This window comes from Desulfuromonas sp., from assembly GCF_002868845.1.
In the GTDB taxonomy this organism is placed as follows: Bacteria; Desulfobacterota; Desulfuromonadia; order Desulfuromonadales; family BM501; genus BM501.
In genome coordinates this window covers 40,381-59,994 of the sequence record NZ_PKUB01000025.1, presented here as the reverse complement: position 1 = coordinate 59,994, position 19,614 = coordinate 40,381, and the positions used below count along the sequence as shown (strand labels likewise).

Sequence of the window (19,614 nt, the reverse complement as noted above, 5' to 3'; positions counted from 1 at the left end):
CTGGGGCAGTCGTTTCATGGTGCGCAGAAGCATTCCGCCGTTGGCGGCTCATGCCATCCAGAGACAGCGCTCCCCTTCCTGGCACAGGGAGCAGCCCCGTTTGCGCTCGAAGCCGCAGACGCGGACCATCTCCCGGAATTTCTCGGACGGGTCGCCGGCAAAGCCCAGGCCCTTTCCGGCGGCCATGGCCGAGCGGTGGGCGGAGCAGAGCAGCTGGATGGCATAGACGTCGATGCCGGTGACCTTCCCGCAATCGAGCTCGAGGGTTCGGGCCGAATCGAGCCTCTCGGCGAGAGTCTCTTTCAGCTCGCGAAGGATCTCGACGGTGACCTCGCCCTCGAGGGTCAGGACGTGGTTCCCCTGGGCATCGGGGGCTGGCTCCAGACTCGTGTTGGACATGTCGCACCTCTGGGTTGCCCGGGTCGTGCCGCGGCACGGGCCGGGGATCGGGGGGTCGGAATCAGCCGATGACCTTCTTCACGACCCCGAGGAGCTGCTGGGGGTCGAAGGGTTTGACCAGCCAGCCGGTGGCGCCGGCCGCCTTGCCCTGGGTCTTGAAGGCGGGGCTTGCCTCGGTGGTCAGCATCAGCAGGGGGGTGAAGCGGTATTGGGGCTTGCCGCGCAGGGACTTGATCAGCTCCAGGCCGTTGAGCCGGGGCATGTTGAGGTCGGTGATGACCAGGGAGTAGTTCTTGCGGGTGGCCATCTCGAGGGCGGCTTGGCCGTCGGCGGCGACCTCGACTTGGTATCCTGCTCCCTGCAGGGTGAATGACACCATCTGCAGGATGGACTTGGAATCGTCTACGGCCAGAATCTGCTTGCTCATGGCGATCGATCCTCCTCTCGCTTTTTAATGAGTCTTGGGCGTCTAAAAAAAATCGGTACGGCTCTAGAACAGCTCGACCGTGCCGGTGTCCATGCTTTTTTGCGAAACGGGGTTGTGCTTGACCCGCTCGACCAGGGCGGCCGCCTCCGCCAGGCCCGACTTGATGCCGGTCAGCCGAAGGCTGCAGTCATGGCCCGGATCGCGGGAGTCTGCGCCGGCCCCCACGAGGGTGACGCCGGCCAGGCCGGTCAGCATCGAGCGCATCAGCTCGGCCCGTTTGTCCATGTGGGTCAGGATCTGGGAGAGCAGGTCGTGGAACTGCAGGGAGGTGACGGCGGCGGCGACTCCTTCCTTGACCTGCTCGGCGATGCCCGAGATGTCCCGAGCCGAGCTTTCGATCCGGTGGTTGAATGCCTGGTTTTTCTCCAGGATCTGCTCGACCTTCCCCTGGGACTGCCGGGCCAGGTCCATGCCCTCCCGGGCCATGTCGTGGACCGCGTCCTCGGCGGCCTGCAGGGAACCGGCGATGTTTTCCACCGAGGTCTCGATCTGCATGCTGAAGGTGTTGGACCGTACCGAGAGCTGGCGCACCTCTCCGGCAACAACCGCGAAGCCCTTGCCGTGCTGGCCGGCACGGGCCGCCTCCACCGCGGCGTTGATGGCCAGCAGGTTGGTCTGGTCGGCGATTTTCTTGATCTCTCCGAGCATGTTGGTGACCTGGTCGAAGTCGGCTTTGGCGTGTTTCATTTGCTCGGCGAGTGTTTTGGCGGCCCCGCTGTTGCTGGCCGTGGCGTCGACCAGGACCTTCAGCACCCCGTCGATTTCCTGGAGAAAGGCCTCGAAGCTCAGTTCCTGTTTTCCGGCGCCGCTTTGCGGGCTGCCGCTGCAACGGGTGAGCTGGTGGACCAGCTCCTGCTGGCTGCGGGAGTTTTCCTCCAGTCCGGTGAAACTCCCCACCAGGTTTTCGATGGCCCCGTTGAGCAGCTCGCGGACCTGGCGGTTTTCCTCGCTCAGGCTGTCGATCTGGGCCGTGCATTCCCGGGCGAGGCTGGCAAAGAGCTCCTCGGTCTCCCCGGTCAGCTCGTCGAGCCCCGAGGCGATCTCCCGCCACTGGCGGTGGTCCATGGCGCGGTTCGATTTGCGGGCGCTCCAGGCCAGGAGCATCCATCCCCCGCAGACCCCCGCCAGGATCAGCACCGGCAGGGTTCCGCATCCCGTCGCGAGCAGCGCCGCCAGGCCGAGGAGCGACAGCAGGATCCCCGGCAGCGGACCCTGGTCTTTGGTTTTGGTTGTCTTTCGTTTTGGCACGTTCTGTCTCCCGTGGTTGGTTCAGAGAATTTTTTCTGAAAGGGCTGGCGAAGCCCCCGCATCGGGCCGTTTCAGGCGTTGCCGAACGGCTCGTCTTCGGGGGCGCCGGGTGCCGGGGAGCCCCATCCGCCGGAATCGTCCGACTCGGCGGGGGGGGCGAAGGAGACGGTCCTGTCCGGGGCCGGCATCGCTTCGGAGCCGTCCGGGCGCAGCTTGAAGCGGGCCAGGTTCTCGCGCAGCTGCGCGGCCTGGGCGGAGAGCTCTTCGGCCGCCGCGGCGCTCTCTTCGGCGCTGCCGGTGTTCTGCTGGGTCACCTGGTCGATCTGTCCCAGTCCCTGGTTGACCTGGCCGATGCCGAGGGCCTGCTCGCTGGAGGCCGCGGCGATTTCGGTCATCAGGTCGGTGACCCGGGTCACCTTGTCCACCATGCTGTCCAGGGCCTCGGCGGTCCGGGCGGCGACCATCGCCCCCTTCTGCGTCTTGTCCACCGAGCTTTCGATGAGCTCCGAGGTTTCCCGGGCGGCCTTGGCGCTGCGCCCGGCGAGGTTGCGCACCTCCTCGGCCACGACAGCGAAGCCCCTGCCGTGCTGGCCGGCGCGGGCGGCCTCGATGGCGGCGTTGAGGGCCAGCAGGTTGGTCTGGAAGGCGATCTCGTCGATGGCCTGGATTATCCGGGAAATGTCCTGTCCCGATTGGTTGATCTCTTCCATGGCGGCGCTCATTTCCTGCATCTTCTGGCCCCCCATCTCCGCGGCGCTGCGGGCCTCGGCGGACAGGGAATGGGCCTGGTTGGCGTTGTCGGCATTGGTCTGGGTCTGGGAGGCGAGTTCGGTCATCGAGGCGGTGATCTGCTCCACCGCGGCCGCCGACTGGGTGGCCCCCTGGGACAGGCTCTGGCCGGAGGCGGCGATCTGGGCGGAGCCGATGGCGATCTGGTCGCCGGCCGTCTGGGTCTGTCCCATCAGCCCGTTGAGATCGTCGCCGAGTTTCTTCAGGGCCCCGCGCACGGCGTCCTCGTCGCAGCGGGGGGTGACGGAGAAGGTCAGGTCCCCCTTGGCCAGCTTCTGCAGGGAGTCGATGACCTCGTTCTGGAGGCTGTCGGCGAGGGTGTCCATGGCGTGGGCGGTCTGGCCGATCTCGTCGCCCTGGGACATGCCCAGGCGCTTGACCAGGCGGCCTGCTTCAAGATCGACCATCATCTCCCGAAGGCGTTCGAGGGGGCGGCGCACCAGGACCCCGAGCAGCAGGTAGATGCCGAGGGCCGCCACGATCAGGGCCGCGGCTCCGGCCGCCGCTCCGAGGGCGGCGCTCTTTTTTCGCGCCGCTCCGAGGGCCGCCTCCATGGCCGCCTCGGCCCCGCGCAGCTTCTCGAGGCTGAAGCGGATGTAGAGGATTCCGGCCACTTCACCCTCCCGGCGTTCCTCGTGGCATTCGAGACAGGCGCTCTCCAGGCGCTGGGGCCGGGCCAGCAGGAGGTCATCGCCAAGTTCCTCGTGATGGAGGCTCTCCCGTTCAGACAGGGTTTTTTGCAGAAAGGCCTCGTCGAGGGAGGTCGCAAGGGCCTGGGGCCGGTTGGCGTAGTTGATGACCCCCCCGGGATCGGCCAGGCCGATTTCCCGGACCTGGGCGATGGCGCCGAGATCGGTCAGCAGCCGGTCGAACAACTCCATGTCCCCCTGTTGCAGGGATCCCCTGGTCCCGATCTGCAGGCTGGTAAAGACGCTGCGGGCCTGGTCGAAGGCCGATTCCTTGAGGGAGGCCTTGGATGAGGCGGCCGACTCGGCGAGCAGACCGGTGGTCTGCCAGACCGTGACCACCGTGTTCAGGCCGAAAACCAGGGCCAGGACCAGGGCCAGAAAGAGGGACACTTTGAGTTGGATACCGATGCGCATTGAGATCTCCGGGAGATGGGAGCTAAGGGGCTCGCTCGCTTTAGGGTCTTAATCGGCCGCCAGCGAACTGACCAGGTCGAGTTCCTGATCTGAGAGGAGTTTTTCCGTATCGAGCAGAATCTTGACATCCTCCCCGATCTTGCCGAGACCCTGAATGAAGCCGCCACCGCTGGCGCTACCCGCCCGCGGCGGCGGTTCTATCTGGCCGGCTGGAATTTCCGTGACCTCGTTGACCTGGTCAACGACCAGGCCCATGGCCCGGTTTTGCAGCTGGGCTACGACGATACAGGTCCGCTCGTCGTATTCCCGGGGCTCGAGACGGAAGCGCACCCGTACGTCAATGACGGGGATCACCGCACCGCGCAGGTTGATCACCCCCTTGACGTAGCCGGGCATGTCCGGCAGTTCGGTGATCTTCTGCAGGCCGACGATCTCGGTGACATAGCGGATTTCGAGGCCGAAGTCCTCCCGGCCGAGGCGGAAGGTGAGGAATTTCCCGCTCAGGGTGTCTTCCTCCTCTTCGCCCAGGAGGCCCTGGTCCAGCACGTTGGCGTTGCTGCTCGATGTCATGGTCTCTTCCTTTCCGCCTGATTCGGATTGACCGGAACGGCAGGGGACTCTGTCCGCGGATGTTTACCTCTGGACTTTGTATTTATCGGCACGGGCACCCTCTGAAGTTTAGAAAGAATTACATTTTTGAGAAAAAACCCCTCTTCCGTTCGAAGAGGGGGCTTTTTGCTGCGAGGCCATGATCTCTCCGGCGACCCGGCGGTTCTTGTTTCCCTTCGTGATTTAAGGGAGATAACAATTGTTGTGCCAAGGCTGACGGGTCTTTTTCCCCTTTCATGCGTGTTGATTCCTGCATAAATGAAAGGGGTGGAGGTCCAGGAAGGGCATGGTCTTGACAGGAGGTGCCAATCCTGTGACCTCGGGCCCTTTTAGTACTTCCCGAACTCGGTATCGTCCAGGGCGATGACCAGCCCTTCGCCCTCGCCGGGTGGGGACGGCTCTTCCGGGCTGGGACCGCCTTTGGCTCCCTCGAGGTCATCCCAGCCCATCGAAACCGGCTCTCGGGGGAGGGAGGGCGGCGTCGGCATCGTCAGCTGCGGAGCCTGTTCCCCGGAGTCCGTCAGGCGGAAGCGGGTGAGCATCTGCTGTTGCTGTCCGGCCAGGCCGGCCAGCTCCTGGGCGGCTGCGGCGCTCTCTTCGGCGGTGGCGGTATTCTGCTGGGTGACTTGGTCGATCTGCGTCAGCCCCTGGTTGACCTGGGCGATCCCCTCGGCCTGGTCGTTGGCCGCCGCGCTGATCTCTCCCACGAGGTCGGTGACCTGGGTCACTCCGGCGACGATCTCGTTCAGGGCTTTGGCGGTGCGGTCGGCGATAACGGTGCCTCTGTCGGTCTTCGTGCTCGAGCTCTCCAGGAGCTGCGCCGTTTCCTTGGCGGCCTTGGCGCTGCGCGCGGCGAGGTTGCGCACCTCCTCGGCGACGACCGCGAAGCCCTTGCCGTGCTGGCCGGCCCGGGCCGCCTCCACCGCGGCGTTCAGCGCCAGCAGGTTGGTCTGGAAGGCGATCTCGTCGATGGCCTTGATGATCCTGGAAATATCCTGAGCCGACTGGTTGATCTCCCCCATCGCCTCGATCATCTCCACCATCTGCCGGTTGCCGTTTTCGGCTACTTCCTTGGCCTCGGTGGAGAGGCGGTCGGCCTGAGAGGCGTTTTCGGCGTTGAGCCTGGTCTGGGTGGCGATTTCGTTGAGGGAGGCGGAAATCTCCTCCAGGGAGCTGGCCTGGGTGGAGGCCCCTTCCGAGAGGGCCTGGCCCGAGTCGGAGATCTGGTTCGAGCCCGAGGCGATCCTCTCCCCGGATCTTCTGATCTGGACGAGAAGGTCGTTGAGGTCCTTGCCGACGGTTTTGACTGCTCCGCGCAGCCTGTCCTCGCCGTCTTTGGGGGTAACGGTGAAGGTGAGGTCGCCGTGGGCCAGGCTCTGCTGGGCGGCGACCACCTCGTGCTCCAGGCTGTCGGCTAACTCGTTGAGGGCCTCGCCCATGTCGGCGAACTCGTCGGTCCGCTTGCCCAGCTGAAGGCGGGAGGTCACCCGGCCCCGGTTCAGGTCCCGGGCCATGGCCACGGTCTTTTTCAGGGGGGTGACGATGCGGGAGCGGAACAGGGCGAAGAGGGGGCCCAGGATCAGGGCGGTGGCCAGGAAGGTCGCCAGAAGGGCCAGGCTCGCCTTGTGCGAGGCCCCGTCCAGTCCCTCTTTCGCCGCGGCGGTGAGGCGGTTGGTTTCCTCGGTGACCCGGGCCAGGTTGGCCCGGTCCTCGGCCACCTCGGCGTCGATGTTCGTGGCCAGCTCCCCGAGGGTGCGCGAGATGAACCAGTACATGTTCGTCATCGAGACGAGGATGGCCCCCTGCTTCTGGGCGAAGGCATCGCTCCCCGGTTCCTCGGCGTAGAGGTCGGGCAGCTCGAATTCGATCAGGGTTTCGACGTCGACGAAGTTGCCGACGATCTGGTCGGCCAGGGTCATCTTGGTTCCGGGGATCGGCTTGTCGCTCCCCGGAACCAGGCGTACGATCTCCGCCTTGCCGACCACGTCCTTGGCCTGTTGCAGCACGTTCTCCGCGCTGATGCCCCTTTCGGGGTAGAGGGGGCCCTCCACCACGGCCTGAAGGAGGAGGATCAGCTCCGTATTCAGGTTGCCCAGGAGACGGGCCTGCTTTTCGCTTTCCAGGGCATCGGCGGAGGTCCTGGCGTAGAGGGTGCGCGCGTCGGTCTCTCGGCCGAGGGCTCCCGCCGCGGTGTCGGAGAGGTGGGAGCTGGCCCAGAAGCCGATCCCCCCCAGGGCCAGCAGGCCGGCCAGACCGATGGTGCCGATGAGGCCCATCTGGCGGCCGATGGTCCATCTCCACCCTCTGTTTGCCTGAACTGTTTTCATGGGACACTCCTTCGTGTCGGTGGTTGCAAAAGGCATCAGTACTTGCCGAACTCGTCGTCGTCGAGGGCGATGACCGTCCCGGCCGGTGCGGCCTGCGGGGGCGCCTCGTTCTCGAGCATCTCCTCCCAGCTGCTGGTCGTCTCCTCCGGAAGGGGCGGCGGCGTATCGGGGAGCGACACCGGCTCAATCCGCCCGGACAGGGACCGCAACTGGAACCTGGCGAGCATCTGTTGCATCTGGGCGGCCTGGGCGGAGAGCTCCTCGGCCGCTGCGGCGCTCTCCTCGGCGCTGGCGGTATTATTCTGCGTCACCTGGTCGATCTGGCTCAGACCCTGGTTGATCTGGGAAAACCCTTCGGCCTGCTCGCTGGCCGCCACGCTGATCTCGGTCGCCAGGCCGGTGACCTTGGCGATGCCCTCGACGATCCCCTTCAGGGCCTCGGCGGTGCGGTCGGCGATCTGGGTGCCGTTCTCGGTCTTCTCAACCGAGCCTTCGATGAGCTCGGCTGTTTCCTTGGCGGCCTTGGCGCTGCGCGCGGCGAGGTTGCGCACCTCCTCGGCGACGACCGCGAAGCCCTTGCCGTGCTGGCCGGCCCGGGCCGCCTCCACCGCGGCGTTCAGCGCCAGCAGGTTGGTCTGGAAGGCGATCTCGTCGATGACTTTGATGATCTTGGAGATGTTGCGTCCCGCTTCGTTGATCTCTCCCATCGCCCCGACCATCTCCCCCATCTGGGCGTGGCCCCGCTCGGCGGCTTCCCGCACCTGGCTGGAGAGCTTGTCGGCCTGGGCGGCGTTTTCCGCGCTCTGGCTCGTCTGGGCGGTCATCTCGCTCATGGAGGCGGAGATTTCCTCAAGGGAGCTGGCCTGCGTGGTGGCCCCCTGAGAGAGGGTCTGGCCCGAGTCGGAGACCTGGGCCGCGCCCGAGGCGATCTGCTGGCCCGAGGTGTGGACCTGAAGCATGACACCGTTGAGGTCGTCGCCGACGGTTTTCAGGGTGCCGCGAAGCAGGTCCTTTTCGTCCCTGGGGACGGCCTCGAAGGTCAGGTCCCCCCGGGCCAGCCGCTGCAGGGCGTCGACCACCTCGTTCTGCAGGCTGTCGGCGAAGGCGTCCATGGCGCGGGCCATGCGGCCGATCTCGTCGTTCCGCTGCAGCCGGAGGCGGCCCTCCAGGTGACCCCTCTCCATCTCCTCGATCATCTACACGGTGCGGGCCATCGGGCGGGCGATGCTGCGGGCCAGGAAGTAGCCGATGAGCAGGCCGATAACGGCGGCAACGAGGATCGCCCCCAGCAGGACCCAGACGATCGAGGCGAGCCGGGCGAGGATGTCGGCCTTCTCAGGCTCGACCACGGTCGCCGCGAAGCGCTCCTCGAACTCTTCGAGGGTCTGGTCGAGGGTGTCGGCGGAGGAGAGGAAGATGCCCCTGGCTTCGTCCAGCTCCATGGCCGCGTCGAAGACCGCCTCGGCGGACGCCCGGTAGCGCAGGAAGGGCTCCCGGAAGGTTTCGTAGTCGGGGTGTTCCTCCATGGCGGAGGCCGCCTCGTCGAAGCGGACGAACTCCTCCAGGTCCCCGCTGATGAGGACGTCGTTGAAGGTCATGGTCGCCGTCGAGAGGATCCTGGCCAGCTCGATGCTGCCGAGCGGGCCGATGGCATCCATGACCGCTTCGGCGGAGGCGTCGGCCGCCTCCATCCGGTCCATCGGTTCGGCGTAGGTCGACAGCGGTTCCACCAGGTAGGCTGCGGAGCGCTCCAGGAGGTGATTGATCTCCTCCACGGTCTCGGCGTCGAGGACGCTGGCCCGGAACGCCTCTTCGATCTGCGCGAGGGCCTGCCGGGTCTCCCGGATGTACCCTTCGGCATCGAGGTCCGCGGGGGGGGCCGTCACCGTCTTGGCCACCTCGCCGAGGGTGATGCGGGTCTCCATGATCAGGTCGGTGGCGGCCCAGTCGTCCTCGATAAAGGAGCGGGCCTTGCCGGCGACGCTCTGCGCCTGGAACATGGAAAAGCCGCCGCAGGCCGCGAAGACCGCGACCACCGCGAACATGCCGGCGAGGATTTTGCCTCGAATCGCTAATTTCATCGTTCTTCTCCCTGGCGGTCAGGCCGCCTGTCCTTCGCTTTCGCCGAGCCCCGCCCGCTCCTCAGGAAAGAGGAGCCGGTCGACGTCGAGAATGATCTTGACCTCTTCGCCCATCTTGCCCAGGCCCTGGATGCAGCGGGCGCTCTCGCCCTGGGTGGGCGGCGGCGGTTCGATCTGGGCGTCGGGGATATCCGAGACCTCGTTGACCTTGTCCACCAGCAGCCCGACCGCAGTATCGTTCATGTTAACGACCACGATGCAGGTGCGGTCGTCGTATGCGCGGGGGGGGAGCCTGAAACGGGAGCGCACGTCCATCACCGGGACCACCGTTCCCCTCAGGTTGATCACTCCGCGAACGTAATCGGGCATGTCCGGAACGTCGGTGATCCGCTGGATGCCGATGATCTCGGTGACATAGCGGATCTCTATGGCGTAGTCTTCGTTGCCGAGCCGGAAGGTGAGGAATTTCCCCTTCTGGGTGTCCTCTTCCTCTTCGAAGCGGTCGATGTTCATTTTTGCGGTGTTCTCGCTCATCGTTTCTGTCTCCGTGCGATGGCTGTCGGTTGGGGCTCAGGGGAGAAGGTGGATCTCGGGGTGTCCTTCGGTGGGGGCATGACCCGCCAGACGGAAGCGCCGCAGCAGCTGCTGCAGCTGCCCTGCCTGGCTGGAAAGCTCCTCGGCGGCCGCGGCGCTCTCTTCGGCGTTGGCCGAGGTCTGCTGTGTGACCCCGTCGATCTGGCCGAGCCCGTCGTTGACCTGGCCGATGCCCTCGGCCTGTTCGTTGGAGGCGGCGGCGATCTCCGCCACCAGGTCGGTGACCTTGCTGACGGTCGAGACGATTTCGGTCAGGGCCTGGTCGGTGCGGTCGGCGATCTGCGCCCCGTTCTGGGACTTGGAGACGGCCCCCTCGATCAGTTCGGCGGTTTCGTGGGCGGCCTTGGCGCTGCGTGCGGCCAGGTTGCGCACCTCCTCGGCGACCACCGCGAAGCCCTTGCCGTGTTTGCCGGCCCGGGCCGCCTCCACCGCGGCGTTGAGGGCGAGCAGGTTGGTCTGGAAGGCGATCTCGTCGATAACCTGGATGATTTTGGAGATGCTCTTCCCGGCCTGGTTGATTTCGGCCATGGCCTGGACCATCTCGTGCATCTGCCGGTTGCCCTGCTCGGCGGCTCCGTGGGCCTGGCCCGAAAGCTGGCTGGCCTGAGCGGCATTGTCGGCGTTCTGCTTGGTTTGGGAGCTCATCTGGTTGATGGAGGCGCTGATCTGCTCCAGGGAGCTGGCCTGGTGGGTGGCGCCGTCGGAGAGGGACTGGCTTCCCTCGGCGACCTGCACCGCCCCGGTGGCGATCTGTTCGGCGCCGCTCTGCACCTGGATCATGATGTCGTTGAGGTCTTCGGCGACCTTTCTCAGGGAGCCGCGGATGACGTCTTCTTCGTCGCGGGGCTGGACGGAAAAGGAGAGGTCCCCGCGGGCGAGCATCTCCAGGTCGGCCACCACCTCGTGCTGCAGGCTGTCGGCAAAGGCGTCCATGGTGCGGGCCATCTGGCCGATCTCGTCCCCCCGGTCCAGGTTGAGCCGGGTTTCGAGGTGCCCCATTTCCATCTCCTCGATCATGTGGACCGTTTTGGCCATGGCCCCGGAGATTTTGCGCCCGACCCCGTAGGCGAGGAGCAGGGCGGCCGCGGCAATGGTGCCGAGAATGGCGAGGGCGACGAGGAGCATCTTGAACAGTTCCTGCTTCAGGTCCCCCACGTAGAGCCCGCTGCCGATGATCCAGCCCCATTCGGGGAGCAGCTTGACGTAGGAGGCCTTGGCCACCGGCTCCGCGTTGCCCGGCTTGGGCCAGAAGTAGTCGACGAAGCCCTCCCCGGACTTTTTGCAGGTGTCGGCGAAGGCGACGAACAGCTTCTTGCCGTTGGGGTCGGCCGAGCCGGAGAGATCCTTGCCGTCGAGCTCCGGCTTGATCGGGTGCATGACCATGCGCGGCTCCAGGTCGTTGATCCAGAAATAGCCGCTCTCGCCGTAGCGCAGCTCCTTGACAGCCTGCTTGGCCTGGCGCTGGATCTCTTCCAGGGGAAGCGACCCGCTCTTGGCCTGCTGGGCGAAGTGGTTCAGGACCCCCCAGGCGGTCTCCACCTGATGGCGGACCTTGGCGTGGCGGGCGTCGATCAGGCGGTCGCGGCTCACCGAGTAGAGGCACAGGATGGCGACGGTAAAGGCCAGGATAATGGCGCAGCTCAGGCTTACGATCTTGGTCGACAGCTTCATGCGTCCGAACATGCAGTTACTCCTAAGGATTTCGGGTCAGAGGGTCAAATCAGGCGACAGCCGATTCTTTCTTGCCCATCAGTTCAACAAAGTGGCCCACGTCGAGGATGAGGCAGACTTCCCCGTCGCCGAGGATGGTGCAGCCCGAGAACCAGCGCACGTTGCCGATATAGTCCGAGAGGCCCTTGATGACCGTCTGCTGCTGGCCCAGGATCTCGTCGACGAACAGGGCGATCCCCCGGTCCTGGTACTCCAGGACGATGAGAATCCCGTCTTCCAGGCGGTCGGAGTCGGGCGTCTTGTCCAGCACCTTGTGCAGCCGGGTGACGGGGAAGAAGCTCTCCCGCACCCGCACAAGCTCTTCGCCGTCGGGGGTGGTGGTGATCTGGTCCGCCTCCGGGCGGAAGGCCTCGCGGATCGCCAGGGTCGGCACGATGCACTTGGTGTCGGCGACCCGGACCATCATGCCGTCGATGATCCCCAGGGTCAGGGGGATGCGCAGGGTCAGGCGGGTTCCGAGGCCCGGCTTGCTGTGGACCTCGATCTTGCCCTTGATCTTGTCCAGGTTCTGCTTGACCACGTCCATCCCGACCCCCCGGCCGGAGATGTCGGTGATCTGGTCCGCCGTGGAGAAGCCGGGCTGGAAGATGAGGTTGTAGATCGCCTTGTCGCTCATGTCGGAGCCGTCCCCCTCGACCAGGCCCTTGGCGATCGCCTTCTCCAGGATCTTGTCCCGGTTCAGGCCGCGTCCGTCGTCCTCGATGGTGATCCAGACCTCGCCCTCCTCGTGGCGGGCGGCGAGGCGCACCGACCCCTTCTCCGGCTTGCCGAGCCGAAGGCGCTCCTCCGGGGGTTCGAGGCCGTGGTCCATGGAGTTGCGCATCAGGTGGACGAGGGGGTCGGTGATGGTCTCGATGACCGTTTTGTCCAGTTCGGTCTCCTCGCCGGAGAGCTGCAGCTCCACCTTCTTGCCCGATTTGATCGAGAGGTCGTGCACCAGGCGCAGCATGCGCCGGAACAGGCCGGTGACCGGAATCATGCGGATCGACATGGCCAGCTCCTGCAGCTCGCGGACGATCTTGCTCATCTGCTGGCCGGCCCGGGTGAAGCTCTCGACCTCGAGGTGCTCCATCTCGGGGTTGTGGATCAGCATGTTCTCGGCGATGACCAGCTCGCAGATGAGGTTGATCAAAACGTCCAGCTTTTCCAGGTCGACCCGGATGTCGTTGCGCTTGACCGCCTGGGCCGGTTTCTTGTTCGCTCCGGCAGGGCCCTTGGACGGCGGGGTTTTCTTCTGCTGCTGCAGTGCCTTCTCCACCTTCTGGGGGTCGGTGGCGCCCATGTCCACCAGCAGCTCGCCGATCGGCTTTTTCTGCAGGGCGATCGCCGACTGGACCGCTTCGGCGCAGACCGTCCCCTGTTCGACGAGGATCTCTCCGAGCAGCTGGGGCGGACGGTCCTCCCCGGCCGGGGCCTCGGCCGGCGGCAGCAGCGCCTGAAGGCGCTCGAGGTGGTCGGAGAGGTTTTCGATCTGGCCGGCGCCGCCCCGGGAGAGGTCGGCCACGGCGGCCTGCAGCAGGTCGACGTTGGCCAGGAGCAGCTCGGCCGGGTTCGCGACGCTCAGGGGCGCTCCCGATTTGCAGACCTCCAGGATCGTCTCCATCATGTGGCTCAGGCGCTCCAGGGCACCGTAGCCGAAAAAGCCGCAGTTTCCCTTGAGGCTGTGGATGTTCCGGAACAGGCTGCCGAAATCGACCGCCTCCGGGTTCTCGGTCCACTTCAGGAATTCCTGCTCCACCCCCTGCAGCAGTTCGTCCGCTTCCTGGACGAAACGCTCCACCATGTCCGGGGTGACCAGGGAGGCGGGATCGTCGAGGGCGGCCTGCTTCGGGGGCGATTCTTCGGCGGCGGGGGCCGGTCCGGCGGCCGCCGCGGCGAGGGCCTGCCCGGCGGCCTCCTCCAGGGATTTTGCGAGGATCTCGGCCGGTTCGGCCATGCCCTCGTCGTTGCCCTGTTCTTCCACCTGTTCAAGGGCCTCCTTGGCAAAGTCGCTGGATTGGCACAACCAGTCGACGTGCTCCGGCTTCAGCAGGATCTTTCCGGAGCGGACCAGGTCGAGAAGGCTCTCGGCGGCGTGGGAGACGCGGGCGATGTGGTTCAGGTCGAGGAACCCCGCGCTTCCCTTCATGGAGTGGAAGAGGCGGAAGATGGCGTTGATGGTCTCCCCGTCGCCGTTGGTCATTTCTAATACCCGGCAGTTGCGGCACTCCTGGCCGGAGGCGGCGGCGTGGCAGGTGGCCGTGCCTTCGCCGATGTTGCCGACCTGCAGCCAGCAGGGGAAGTCGAGTTGCCGCCCGAGGCGGGGGCAGTCCGATTGGCTGCAGCCCATGGCTTCCCAGCAGTCGACTTTTTGACAGCTTTGCCCCAGCTCGATGATGGTCGGTTCGAGCTGGTCGATCATGTCGCGGCTTTCCTGCACGAATTCCCGGATGATTTCCATTTGATCATCAAACATCTGATCGCTCATTGTAGATATGCCTCGCAGCGGTTAATCGGGGTGGAACGACAGTGGCGTTTCTCTTCTTCGGCTTGGAAGACGCGATTCTTTAACGCTAATTTGGCCCCCGCAAGGAAGGCGGCTGGGGTCACCCGTTGCAGGTTGTGAACCAAATCGACTCGTCGGCCCGGCTCCGGCCGGCCGGGGGGCTGTGCCCCGGGGAGACCGAAGGCAAAGGGCGGGCCGTTCTGAAAAAGTCGGAGATCCGGCGTTTTGGGTCCTTCCCCTCGCAGCGGAGCCGGCCCGTTTCGGTGAGCCCGAAAGAGGGGAAATCTTTTTTGGAAAAGGAATCTTTCCTCCGGGGATGGCTGGCCCATGTCGGAGGGCGCACTGTCAAAACGGTGACCGCCCGGGCCGGGTCGGGCAATGGGGCCGAAGCGGGACAGGCCTTTGAAAGGAAAGGGGAAACAGGCGCCGGGGAGGGGCCGCCGGAGGTTTGGCATGGAACTGGCAGAATTTGCCGGAGCAGAGACACACGCATCACGGGAGTTCATCATGCTGCGCCAATGGATCATCACCGGATTGCTGCTCGTCACGACCCTGGCCCCGGCCGCCGGGGCCGCGGACGAGATCGTTCTGCGCGGCATCTCCAAGGAGGAGTCTCCCCGGGCGACCACGCTTGGTCTCGATCTGTCGGTCCTGCCCCGCTATGAAGTCGAGACCTCTGGTCAAAGAGTTGACCTGTTTCTGTTCGGGGCTTCGGCCCTGCCCGACCTGGCCTCGCTCCCCGAGGACGGGCAGGTCATCAAGATTCTTCTCGGGCAGCAGCCCGGCCGGGTCATGGTCTCCTTCCTGTTCCGGCGAGTTCCAAAGAGGGTCGAAGTGGTCACCACCGAGAAGCCTCCTCGGTTCGAACTCGAGATCGCCTGGGGCGAAGGGGGCTCCCGCCCCGCCCTGGCCATCGGACGTGGCGGCCGTCCCGCAATCCTCCCCGGCGATGGCGCCATGAAGTTCATGGCCTCTTCCGAGGCGATGGACTGGAAGGGTTTTTTCGCCTCCTTCGAGACACCCCTCGAATACGGCATCGCCCCCCGTTTCTCGCTGCCGGCTCTTCCCGAAATCAGCTACCACCCGCTCCATGACGACCGCTGGGGGCAGTCTCTCGCCTCGGCCGTGGATGCATCGAACCGAGGGGCCTGGCAGGAGGTGCGGGGTCTGCTGCAGGCCGTTCCGGAGGACGCCCTGATGGGGGCCGACCGGGAGGTCTGCCTGGCGCTGCTCGGCGAGGCCCTGGTCCGCACCGGCGCACCGGAGCCGCCCCGGGCTCTGGAGGAGCTGCGGCGCGATTTTCCCGCCTCCGCCCTGCTCGAGAGAGCGGCCTACCTCGACGCCGTGGCCATCGCACGCTGCGGAGATACCTACGCCGCTTCCTGCGCTCTCGAGTCCTTCGGGGAGGCCGGGGGCAGGGGCGGTTTCTACTGCGCCCATGCCGCCCTGCTTCAAGCGGAGATTTCCCTGGCTCAGGGGCGTCCCGAGGAGGCCCGGCCCTGGCTGGAGACCCCCCGGCCGGAAAGCCTGAATGAGCTGTTCCGCCTGCGCCGAGCCGATCTGCTGTACGCCGCCGGGAGCTGGTCCGAGGCATTGGAAATCTACCGGGGCCTGGAGGGTGCGGACCGGCTTTGGGGGGATCATCCGTCCTCCCGCGCCGGTTTCGCCGAGGCCCTCTTTTTGGAAGGGGCTTACGACCAGGCCGAGGCGGTCTTCAGGGGGCTGGCCTGCGAGCCCGGTCTCGAGAACTCCCGAGGCCTCCTCCTGTTCGCCTCGGCCCGCTGTGCCTTGCGCGCGGGGCAGGAGCGCAGGGCCCTGACCGAGTTCGCCGCCCTGCGCAACGACCATCCCGACTCGGAAGGGGGGCTGAGGTCCTGGCTGACGATACTTGACCTTCGCATGGCCGCCGGCGACGATCTCGGCGCCCTCTGGGCGAGCAGGCAGTACGGAAGCCTCGCCGAGAAGATTCCGGGCCGCCGCCTGCAGGAGGAGGCCGCCTTCAAGGCGGCCCTGGCCACGTGCCTGGAGGGGGACCGGGTCGCCGGCCTCGAACTTTTAAATAGTTTCCGGCGACGCTTCGGCTCCGGTGCCCTGCAGCAAGAGGCGAACGCCCTGCTGGCCGAGACGCTTCCCGCCGCGGTGGAGGAGCTCCTGGAGCGGGGCGAGGATCTGAAGGCCCTGGCCCTGGTGGAGAAGAACCGTTCGCACCTGGTCCACAGCTCTTTCAGCCCCGACTTTTTCCTCGCCCTCGGAGAGTCCTTCGCCCGGGTCGGGCTGCTGGAGAAAGCGGCCAACCTCTATCGCCAGCTTCTCGACGGGTCGGACAGCATCCCGGGGGAAGAACGCTTCTATCTGCCCCTGGCCCAGGTCCTTTTCGAGATTAACGATTTCACCCGGGCAGCCCGCTATGCCGCACGCTACCTGGAGCGCTTCGCCGGCGGCGAGCAGGACAGGGCCCTGCGCCTGTTGCAGGGACGCGCCCTCCTCGCTCTGGATCGTCCGGAGGAGGCGGCCCGGGCCCTGCTGGGCGGCGAGCTCTCCCCGTCCCGCGAGGCCCTGCTGCTGGCCGGGCAGATTTTCTTCGAGGATCAGGATTTCGCCTCTGTCGAGGAGTGCCTCTCGCGGATCGGGAGCGGCGGGGGCGACGACGGCCCCGGGCCTCTCTACCGCTACTGGAGGGGGGAGGCCTTGTTCCAACTCGGGCGTGGCGAGCAGGCCCTGGCTCACTTCGAACGGCTTGCAGAGAGCGGGTTGCTGGCCGACCAGGCCCGCTACCGCAGTGCCCAGATTCATCTGGCCGCAGGGCGGGTCGAAGAGGGACTTAACATTCTGCGGCGCCTGGCCGAAGAAGGTAAAAGCCCCCGCTGGCAGAGCATGGCCGGAGAACGGCTGCGTCTGGCCGAGCTGGGGAGCCCCTCGGCCGGGCTTGCCGACAACCCTTAGTGCAGAGGATGGAGATGCCGAAACTGCCCCTGTTCGATCGCACCACCGCCCTGCTGGGCAAGGTCCTCGACTTGCGGACCCGGAACCAGCAGGTGATCTCGTCCAATATCGCCAATGTCGACACCCCGGGCTACGCCCCGGCCCGCCTCGAGTTCGAGGAGGGCCTGCGCCGGGCCATGGGCAAGGGCGGGCAGGCCCTGGCCACCACCCGGCCGGAGCACCTCAAGGGCGGCGGAAGCCTCGAGGCCGCCCAGGCCCAGGTCCTGAGGTCCCGGGACCGGACCGGCCTCGGTGACCGCAACGGGGTCGACGTCGATCAGGAGATGATCGCGCTGGCCGAAAATCAGATTCTATATGAGGCGGCAACCCGCATGATCAGCAAGAAGCTGGCCCTGCTCAAGTACGTCGCCCAAGACGGCAAATAAGGGAGTCTCGCCATGGATATCTTCTCGTCCCTGAAAATCAGCTCCTCGGCCCTGCGCGCCCAGCGCACCCGGCTCAACACGATCAGCTCCAACCTGGCCAATATCGAAACGACCCGCACCCCCGAGGGCGGTCCCTACCGCAAGCGGGAGGTGGTCTTCCAGAGCAGCGCGGGGTCTTTCTCCGAGCGCCTCGACCGGAGCATGCGCGGGGCGGTGCAGGGCGTGGAGGTGGCCGAAATACGGACCAGCTCCGCGCCGCCCAAGATGGTCTACGATCCCGGCCATCCCGATGCCGACGACAAGGGTTTCGTGGCCATGCCCAACGTCAACCTGCTTGAGGAGATGGCCGACATGACCGGCGCCGCCCGGGCTTACGAGGCCAATGTCACGGCGGTCAAGTCGGCCAAACGCATGGCGCTAAAGGCGCTCGAGATAGGAAGGTAGGTTAAGCCATGAAAGACATCACCCTCGTCTCCCATCTGAAGTCCCTCGCCCCGTCCCAGGCGGCGGCGCGCCCCGCTGCGGGAGGGACCGGTTTCGCCGAGGCCCTGAAATCAGCCGTCTCCGAGGTCAACCGCTCGCAGGTGGAGGCCGATGGAGCCGTCCAGAGCCTGCACACCGGAGACGGTCAGAACATGCACGACGCCATGATCTCCCTGGAGAAGGCGGATATCTCCCTGCGCATGATGGTGCAGATGCGCAACAAGGTCCTTGAGGCCTATCAGGAAGTCATGCGGATGCAGGTCTGAGCGATCGACATCATTTCGAACGGAACTAGGAACATTCGAGAGGAAATTCTTCGATGGCGGAAGACATCAAGAACCAAGAGGGTTGGAAAAATCTGGTCGACACGATCAAGGCGTGGCCCCTGCCGCGCAAGCTGGCCCTGGCCGTGACGGCCCTGGCCTGCCTGGCGGGTTTCGCGGTGATCGGCCTGCAGGCCGGAACGCCCGACTACCGGCTGCTCTACGGCGGGCTCGCCGAGGAGGACGCGGCAGAGGTCGTGGCCTGGCTCAAGGAGAGCAAGACCCCCTACCGCCTGGAGGATGCGGGACGCTCCATCCACATCCCGGCGGACCTGGTCTACGAAAGCCGCCTGGCGCTGGCCGGCGCCGGCCTGCCCCAGGGGGGCGGGGTCGGCTTCGAGATCTTCGACCAGACCAGCTTCGGCATCACCGACTTCGCCCAGAAAATCAACCTTCAGAGGGCCCAGCAGGGCGAACTCTCCCGCACCATCGCTTCGCTGGCGCCGGTCGAGGCGGCCCGCGTACACCTGGCCCTTCCCTCCAAGCGGCTCTTCAAGGAGCAGCAGAAGGAGGCCACCGCATCGGTCATTCTCAAGCTGGCCGTCGGCCGGGAATTGAAGGAGGACCAGGTCCAGGGCATCGTGCACCTGGTGGCCGGCAGCATCGAGGGGCTGCCCCCCGAAAACATCACCGTGATCGACGCCAGCGGGCGGGTTCTGACCAAGAGGTTCCAGGAGGAGATGGTCGGCTCGGCTACCCCGGGCATGCTGGAGTACCAGCAGACCCTGGAGGGACGCCTCGAGAGCCGCGCCCAGGCCCTGCTCGACCGGGCCCTGGGACCGGGCAACTCCCTCGTGCAGGCCACCGCGACCGTCGACTTCTCCCAGCAGGAGATGACCGAGGAGACCTACGACCCCGAGGCCACCGTGGTGCGCAGCGAGCAGAGCAGCCGCGAGAAGTCCGGCTCCGAGTCCTCCGGCGGGGTCCCCGGGGTCGAGTCCAATCTTAACCAGGAGGGCGGTTTCGCCGCGTCGGTTCCGACCTCCCGCAACGAAGAGACCGTCAACTACGAGGTCAGCAAGGTGGTCAGCCGCAAGGTCTTCCCGGTGGGCACCCTGAAGCAGCTCTCGGTGGCGGTCCTGGTGGCCGACCGCCGGGTGCCTGCAGCCGAGGGGGGCGAGGGCGGCGAGACCGCCTGGGCGCCCCGCAAGGAAGAGGAGCTGGCCTCCATCGAGAGCATGGTTCGCAGCGCCCTGGGGCTCGACGCCGGCCGGGGCGATCAGCTCGAAGTCGTCTCCATGCCCTTCGAAAACATCTTCGAGCACGCCCTCGTCCCCGAGCCGGAGACCGCGGGCGCCCTGGAGCGCTGGCTGCCCGCTCTCAAGTACGGCCTCCTGGCTCTGAGCGTGGTCCTGCTCTACCTGCTGGTGGTCCGGCCTCTGGTCCGCTCGATGCGCAGCGAAGATGTGGAGGAATCTCCGATGAAGACCGTGGAAGAGCTCGAGAAGGAACTGGAGGGGCAGATGGCGGGTCAGCAATCCCTGCCCGAAGTGCCCCAGGATCCGCTGTTCGACCTGCGCGAGCAGGTGATCAACGAGCACCGTCCCTTCGCCCAGATCATCAAGGGCTGGCTCAAGGAGGGCTGAG

Annotated in this window: 16 protein-coding genes; 5 read left to right on the top strand and 11 right to left on the bottom strand. The window is 66.0% G+C overall.

The window, feature by feature from the left end; translation table 11 throughout:
* Window positions 1–48: 48 nt before the first annotated feature.
* The 11 genes from C0617_RS07885 to C0617_RS07835 all read right to left on the bottom strand — a co-directional run bounded on the left by C0617_RS07885 (window position 49) and on the right by C0617_RS07835 (window position 13,835).
* Window positions 49–399, bottom strand: a complete 351-nt coding sequence (locus C0617_RS07885; protein ID WP_291316476.1) for an STAS domain-containing protein — start codon at window positions 397–399, stop codon at window positions 49–51.
* A gap of 61 nt (window positions 400–460) precedes the next feature.
* Complete coding sequence (locus C0617_RS07880; protein ID WP_291316475.1) at window positions 461–826, bottom strand: response regulator; 366 nt, start codon at window positions 824–826, stop codon at window positions 461–463.
* A gap of 63 nt (window positions 827–889) precedes the next feature.
* Window positions 890–2,134: a methyl-accepting chemotaxis protein gene (locus C0617_RS07875; protein WP_291316474.1), complete on the bottom strand. Its 1,245-nt coding sequence runs from the start codon at window positions 2,132–2,134 to the stop codon at window positions 890–892.
* Window positions 2,135–2,205: 71 nt separating this feature from the next.
* Window positions 2,206–4,026 carry a methyl-accepting chemotaxis protein gene (locus C0617_RS07870; RefSeq protein WP_291316473.1) on the bottom strand — a complete coding sequence of 607 codons (1,821 nt, stop codon included), beginning with the start codon at window positions 4,024–4,026 and terminating at the stop codon, window positions 2,206–2,208.
* Between the two features lie 48 nt (window positions 4,027–4,074).
* A complete protein-coding gene (locus C0617_RS07865) occupies window positions 4,075–4,596 on the bottom strand; it encodes a chemotaxis protein CheW (RefSeq protein ID WP_291316472.1) in 522 nt (173 codons plus the stop codon).
* Between the two features lie 368 nt (window positions 4,597–4,964).
* A complete protein-coding gene (locus C0617_RS07860) occupies window positions 4,965–6,962 on the bottom strand; it encodes a methyl-accepting chemotaxis protein (protein WP_291316471.1) in 1,998 nt (665 codons plus the stop codon).
* Window positions 6,963–6,997: 35 nt separating this feature from the next.
* Window positions 6,998–8,158 (bottom strand): methyl-accepting chemotaxis protein, encoded by a 1,161-nt coding sequence (locus tag C0617_RS07855; RefSeq protein WP_291316470.1) that lies wholly within the window; start codon window positions 8,156–8,158, stop codon window positions 6,998–7,000.
* A complete protein-coding gene (locus C0617_RS07850; protein WP_291316469.1) occupies window positions 8,159–9,043 on the bottom strand; it encodes a hypothetical protein in 885 nt (294 codons plus the stop codon).
* Between the two features lie 18 nt (window positions 9,044–9,061).
* A complete protein-coding gene (locus tag C0617_RS07845; protein ID WP_291316468.1) occupies window positions 9,062–9,577 on the bottom strand; it encodes a chemotaxis protein CheW in 516 nt (171 codons plus the stop codon).
* 36 nt (window positions 9,578–9,613) lie between these two features.
* Window positions 9,614–11,320, bottom strand: a complete 1,707-nt coding sequence (locus tag C0617_RS07840) for a methyl-accepting chemotaxis protein (RefSeq protein ID WP_291316467.1) — start codon at window positions 11,318–11,320, stop codon at window positions 9,614–9,616.
* 37 nt (window positions 11,321–11,357) lie between these two features.
* Window positions 11,358–13,835 carry a chemotaxis protein CheA gene (locus C0617_RS07835; RefSeq protein WP_291316466.1) on the bottom strand — a complete coding sequence of 826 codons (2,478 nt, stop codon included), beginning with the start codon at window positions 13,833–13,835 and terminating at the stop codon, window positions 11,358–11,360.
* 471 nt (window positions 13,836–14,306) lie between these two features.
* On the opposite strand from C0617_RS07835, the gene C0617_RS07830 reads away from it, so the two are divergent.
* From C0617_RS07830 to fliF, 5 genes are read left to right on the top strand one after another with little or no spacing between them, the layout of a single operon-like run.
* Window positions 14,307–16,796, top strand: a complete 2,490-nt coding sequence (locus C0617_RS07830) for a tetratricopeptide repeat protein (RefSeq protein WP_291316465.1) — start codon at window positions 14,307–14,309, stop codon at window positions 16,794–16,796.
* A gap of 14 nt (window positions 16,797–16,810) precedes the next feature.
* On the top strand, window positions 16,811–17,221 hold the full coding sequence (gene flgB, locus C0617_RS07825) for a flagellar basal body rod protein FlgB (protein ID WP_291316464.1): 411 nt from the start codon (window positions 16,811–16,813) through the stop codon (window positions 17,219–17,221).
* Window positions 17,222–17,233: 12 nt separating this feature from the next.
* Window positions 17,234–17,665 carry a flagellar basal body rod protein FlgC gene (gene flgC, locus C0617_RS07820; RefSeq protein WP_291316463.1) on the top strand — a complete coding sequence of 144 codons (432 nt, stop codon included), beginning with the start codon at window positions 17,234–17,236 and terminating at the stop codon, window positions 17,663–17,665.
* An 8-nt stretch (window positions 17,666–17,673) separates the two neighbouring features.
* Window positions 17,674–17,970: a flagellar hook-basal body complex protein FliE gene (gene fliE, locus C0617_RS07815; RefSeq protein ID WP_291316462.1), complete on the top strand. Its 297-nt coding sequence runs from the start codon at window positions 17,674–17,676 to the stop codon at window positions 17,968–17,970.
* A 53-nt stretch (window positions 17,971–18,023) separates the two neighbouring features.
* Complete coding sequence (fliF, locus tag C0617_RS07810) at window positions 18,024–19,613, top strand: flagellar basal-body MS-ring/collar protein FliF (protein WP_291316461.1); 1,590 nt, start codon at window positions 18,024–18,026, stop codon at window positions 19,611–19,613.
* The last annotated feature ends 1 nt before the right edge of the window (window position 19,614 follow it).

Bases quoted from the DNA above. Each gene is read 5' to 3' on its own strand.
- C0617_RS07845 (WP_291316468.1), bottom strand. From the start codon at position 9,577: ATGAGCGAGAACACCGCAAAAATGAACATCGACCGCTTCGAAGAGGAA.
- C0617_RS07850 (WP_291316469.1), bottom strand. From the start codon at position 9,043: ATGAAATTAGCGATTCGAGGCAAAATCCTCGCCGGCATGTTCGCGGTG.
- C0617_RS07840 (WP_291316467.1), bottom strand. From the start codon at position 11,320: ATGTTCGGACGCATGAAGCTGTCGACCAAGATCGTAAGCCTGAGCTGC.
- C0617_RS07870 (WP_291316473.1), bottom strand. From the start codon at position 4,026: ATGCGCATCGGTATCCAACTCAAAGTGTCCCTCTTTCTGGCCCTGGTC.
- fliF (WP_291316461.1), top strand. From the start codon at position 18,024: ATGGCGGAAGACATCAAGAACCAAGAGGGTTGGAAAAATCTGGTCGAC.
- C0617_RS07880 (WP_291316475.1), bottom strand. From the start codon at position 826: ATGAGCAAGCAGATTCTGGCCGTAGACGATTCCAAGTCCATCCTGCAG.
- flgC (WP_291316463.1), top strand. From the start codon at position 17,234: ATGGATATCTTCTCGTCCCTGAAAATCAGCTCCTCGGCCCTGCGCGCC.
- C0617_RS07865 (WP_291316472.1), bottom strand. From the start codon at position 4,596: ATGACATCGAGCAGCAACGCCAACGTGCTGGACCAGGGCCTCCTGGGC.
- C0617_RS07885 (WP_291316476.1), bottom strand. From the start codon at position 399: ATGTCCAACACGAGTCTGGAGCCAGCCCCCGATGCCCAGGGGAACCAC.
- C0617_RS07835 (WP_291316466.1), bottom strand. From the start codon at position 13,835: ATGAGCGATCAGATGTTTGATGATCAAATGGAAATCATCCGGGAATTC.
- fliE (WP_291316462.1), top strand. From the start codon at position 17,674: ATGAAAGACATCACCCTCGTCTCCCATCTGAAGTCCCTCGCCCCGTCC.
- C0617_RS07860 (WP_291316471.1), bottom strand. From the start codon at position 6,962: ATGAAAACAGTTCAGGCAAACAGAGGGTGGAGATGGACCATCGGCCGC.
- C0617_RS07830 (WP_291316465.1), top strand. From the start codon at position 14,307: ATGGAACTGGCAGAATTTGCCGGAGCAGAGACACACGCATCACGGGAG.
- C0617_RS07855 (WP_291316470.1), bottom strand. From the start codon at position 8,158: ATGATCGAGGAGATGGAGAGGGGTCACCTGGAGGGCCGCCTCCGGCTG.
- flgB (WP_291316464.1), top strand. From the start codon at position 16,811: ATGCCGAAACTGCCCCTGTTCGATCGCACCACCGCCCTGCTGGGCAAG.